The following is a 2,411-nucleotide window of genomic DNA, read 5'->3' as shown; positions in this document are numbered from 1 at the left end:
TTCTAAATTATACATGCCTGAGGATCTCCACGATTTTGTTTTCTTTAGCAAAAACTTTGATCGTGCCTCAGGCACTTTAGTTCCCTTCTTAAGCGAAGCTCAGGTTTTTTATCAAATTTCCGTCTGATCCGACTTCCAGTTCGGCCAACAGCGCGAGCCTCAATGCCTGCATCCTGTTGTGGTTGAAGAACATGCGAATGCCGGACATACCATCATACTCTGCCTGCCCAACGGACTTCGGGCGGAGCTGCCCGCCGGACTATCCCCTGCACAGATCCGCCGCTGGGTTGAGGCGCTGCGATGATACCCGTTGGCAACCTCTATCTGGTCTCCGGCCCGACCGACATGCGAAAATCCATCGACGGGCTGGCGAATGTGGTGGATGCGCTGGGGTTGGATCCGCTCAGTGAAGCCGGATTTACTTTTTGTAACCGTCATCGCGACAAACTCAAGATCCTGTTCTGGGACACCAACGGCTTCTGGCTCTACTACCGCCGGCTGGAAAAGGGCCGCTTTCAGTGGCCAGCGCCCGTGGCGGACGGCACCCGTCCGCAACTGAACTGGCTGTTGTCGGGCCTGGCATTAACCCATCCTCGTGCGCATCAGCCCTTACAGGGCTTGAAAATGTGATCGGTGACACTGAGCGTGTATTAAGACTGGCGCGATCCAATTTAACTGTCACACTCAGGTTTTCCTTCTGGGAGCCTGAATGATAACTGACCTGCCGGATGATATTGACCAACTCAAAGCACTCGTTTGCCAGCTTCAGGCACTTAATCAGGTGCAGGCTGAATCTCTGGCTGAACTGAGGACTCAAATCCAGCAGCTGCTCGAACAGCTCAATCTCAGCAAATCGAAACGCTTTGGCAAACAGAGCGAAAAAGCCGATAAAGGCACCTTTAACGAGGCGGAACAGCAAATAAACCTGCCTAAACCGACGCCAGCGCATCACAAAAAAGGGCGTCAGCCGTTACCGGCAGGATTAGAGCGGGAAGTGCAGTGTCATACGCTGAATGCGCCGCACTGCGACTGTTGTGGCGAACCGCTGCATGCCTGTGGGACCGAAACGTCAGAAACCCTGAAAATCGTGCCACAGAAAGTCAGCGTCATTCGTCACGAACGCACCAAATACACCTGTCGGCAGTGTGAAAAAACCGAAACGCACAGCAAAATTATTACGGCACCGTCCCCACCCAGCCTGTTACCCCGGACGATCGCCAGCCCAGAGACACAGGCCGCCATTGTCACGGCTAAATATGTCGATGCGCTGCCGCTGTACCGGCAGGCCGATATTTTAACGCGTTCCGGTATTGAGATTAGCCGCAGTACGCTGGCGAACTGGTGTGTGCAACTTGGTCGCAAGGTGCATGTGCTGGTCGAACAGATGCAGGCGCACTTACTCAATGAACCGCTGATTTGTGCGGATGAAGCCTGTTCAGGTGCTCCACGAAGCCGATCGCCCGGCGCAGAGCAAATCTTATATGTGGGTGTATCGCAGTGGCGAATTTGCCGCGCATCCGGCGGTGATTTTCGACTACCAGCCAAGCAGCAGCGGGCGTTGTGTCGCCGATTTTTTAGGGGATTATGCCGGCGACCTGCTGACCGATGGCTATGCGGCTTACGATACGCTGAAATCAGTCAGACACGCCGGATGCATGGCGCATGTCCGTCGCAAATTTACGGACGCCCAGAAAGCTCAGGCGGGTAAAAAAACCGGACGTGCTGAACAAGGGCTGACTTTTATCGCCCGGCTGTATGCCATTGAGCGGGAAGCGCGGTTACTCAGCCCCGATGAACGACGGTGATTACGACAGGAAAAAGCGCCTCCGGTTCTGAAAGCCTTCCACGACTGGCTGACCGAAGCGAGTCAACGCGTGTTGCCGAAAAGTGTCATCGGCACGGCGATCACTTATACGCTGAACCAGTGGCCGAAACTGATAATCTACCTGGAAAACGGGCATCTCAGCATTGACAATAATGTTACCGAGCGGGATATTCGCCCGTTCACCACCGGACGCAAGAATTGGCTGTTTTCCACGTCGGCAGACGGGGCCTTTGCCAGTGCGAATCTGTACAGCCTGGTGATGACCTGCCGGGCCAATGACATCAATCCTTATTTTTACTTCCGGCATATTTTTACCGAACTCCCCAGACGCCAATCCGGTGATCCCCTGCACGACCTGTTGCCGTGGAACGTGAATATCAGCGATATCATGTGAACTGCACGGTTTAATTGAGCGCTTACGTAGTACTAATAAGCAGAGCCAAAGCCTGTTGCTGACCACCTCCTCAGGAGGTGGTTTTCAGTTTTTTTATGGCTTTAGCCAGTTTAAGTCGCGTTAGCGTCTTAAACATAAAACCACCCGCTTTGCGGGTGGAGTTCAAAGGTTATACCAAGAAAAACACCTTTC

1 protein-coding gene and 1 pseudogene are annotated in these 2,411 nt (G+C 53.4%); both read left to right on the top strand.

What is annotated here, in order from left to right; genetic code table 11:
• Positions 1-300: 300 nt before the first annotated feature.
• A complete protein-coding gene (gene tnpB / locus AACS92_RS20815; protein WP_153044806.1) occupies positions 301-630 on the top strand; it encodes an IS66 family insertion sequence element accessory protein TnpB in 330 nt (109 codons plus the stop codon).
• 82 nt (positions 631-712) lie between these two features.
• Positions 713-2,219: pseudogene (gene tnpC, locus AACS92_RS20810) on the top strand (IS66 family transposase).
• Positions 2,220-2,411: the final 192 nt, after the last annotated feature.

The sequence above is a fragment of the Xenorhabdus sp. KJ12.1 genome, from assembly GCF_963876495.1.
In the GTDB taxonomy this organism is placed as follows: Bacteria; Pseudomonadota; Gammaproteobacteria; order Enterobacterales; family Enterobacteriaceae; genus Xenorhabdus; species Xenorhabdus stockiae.
The sequence above is the reverse complement of the archived record's forward strand: the minus strand, read 5'-3'. Positions and strand labels throughout refer to the sequence as shown.